The following is a 2,032-nucleotide window of genomic DNA, read 5'->3' as shown; positions in this document are numbered from 1 at the left end:
CGCAAACTAGTCGAAGAGTCACTCCAAGAAAGTGAAGCGCGGTTGAGTTTAGCTCTGGAAGCTGGCCAAATGGGTATATGGGATCGCAACCTGATCACCAATATTAGTATGTGGTCTGCCAATATGGGGCCACTTTATGGTCTACCCAGCGCTACCTTGTGTCCAACCATAGAAGATTATCTTAATTTAATCCATCCAGAAGACCGCGAATTGGTGGCTGCGAGTATACCTCGCATGATTGAAAAAGGAAGGGCAACTACAGATTATCGAGTTGTCTGGCCCGACGGCAGCCTACACTGGTTAAACTGCAAAGCTCAGGTCTACTATAACGAAATCGGTCAGATGATCAGGATGATCGGCACAAATAAAGATATCACTGAGCGTAAGCTGGCCCAACAAAAAATCTCTGAACAAGCCGCTCTACTTGATATCGCCACCGATGCCATATTAGTTCGAGATTTCCAGTCTCAAATTTTATTCTGGAATAAAGGTGCAGAGCGGATGTACGGTTGGCTTTCTCCAGAGATTATAGGAAAAGACCTCCAAGAGATTTTTTACCCAGCAGGAACTCAGCAGCAACTGGAAGTACCGCTAAAAAGTGTAATTGAGAGAGGCTGGTGGCAAGGTGAGTTATGTAATGTGACGAAATCCGGTAAGGAAATTGTTGTAGAGAGCCGTTGGACATTGATGCGTGATCCTGAGGGAGAACCCAAATCTATCCTTACTGTTGACACTGACATCACCGAAAAGAAACAACTCCAAGAGCAGTTTTTTCGCACCCAGCGATTGGAAAGCCTTGGTACTCTTGCAGGTGGCATTGCCCACGACTTGAACAATATATTGACACCAATTTTGGCAGCGGCTCAATTCCTACAGGGAACATTTTTACAAGACGAGGAGCGTTCTGGGCAACTGCTAGCACTTGTAGAAACCAACGCCAAACGCGGAGCAGCTTTAGTCAAACAAATCTTATCCTTTGCGCGAGGATTTAAAGGAGAGCGGACAATTATCCAAATCAAGTACCTGATTGCAGAAATTATCCAAATTGGTAAACAGACATTTCCCAAATCTATTCAATTTTCCACGGTTATCCCAGAAGACTTGTGGGCTGTCACTGGGGACACCACACAACTGCATCAAGTGCTGATGAATCTGGTAGTAAATGCCCGCGATGCTTTACCAGATGGCGGCAAGATCAAAATTTCTGCGGAAAATAAGTTTATTGATGAAGCTTATACCAGAATGAATCTCAATGCTAAAGTTGGGCATTATATTGTGATTACCGTTGCGGATAACGGAATTGGCATACCGCCAGAAATATTAGATAGAATTTTTGAGCCGTTTTTCACCACAAAAGATGTCAACACAGGTACGGGACTCGGACTTTCAACAGTGGTTGGCATCATTAAAAGCCACGACGGTTTTATCAAAGTGTCTAGTAATGTTGGTGGAGGCAGCAAATTTGACCTGTTTTTACCAGCAGTGGAAGCAACCCAAGCGTTCAGCAAACAAGAGTTGGATCTGCTCCCAGGAGAGGGAGAATTGATTTTAGTTGTAGATGATGAAGCCCAAATTCGGGAGATTGCCACAATCATCCTGGAAAATCATAACTATAAAATACTGACTGCCAGTAATGGTATAGAGGCGATCGCACTATATGCCCAACACAAGCATCAAATCAATGCCGTATTGATAAATATAATGATGCCAGAGATGGACGGAATCACCGCTATTCGCACCTTGCAAAAAATGAACAAGCAGGTTCAAATTATTGTCTGTAGCGGACTGAACTCAATAGAAGTCTTTGCTCAAGCTGCTAATGCTAACGTGCAAGCAGTTTTATCAAAACCCTATACCGCCAGAGACTTATTGCAAACTTTACACCACCTATTTAGAGGCAGTGCAGAGTTAGGAGTAGAGACGCCATTCATCGCCTCTGTACAGGAGTTATGAGTAGAGACGCGATTCATCGCGTCTGTAGAGACGCCATTCATCGCCTCTGTACAGGAGTTATGAGTAGAGACGCGATTCA

The 2,032-nt window shown here is 44.0% G+C and carries 1 protein-coding gene; it reads left to right on the top strand.

The annotated features are described in order from the left end of the window. Positions 1–1,953 (top strand): PAS domain-containing protein (locus ACFFAP_RS35840; protein WP_375515668.1); only part of this gene is annotated, 1,953 nt, incomplete at its 5' end. Between the last annotated feature and the right edge of the window lie 79 nt (positions 1,954–2,032).

This window comes from uncultured Nostoc sp. (genome assembly GCF_964245575.1).
Classification (GTDB): Bacteria; Cyanobacteriota; Cyanobacteriia; order Cyanobacteriales; family Nostocaceae; genus Nostoc.
This window is presented reverse-complemented; position numbering and strand designations above follow the sequence as displayed.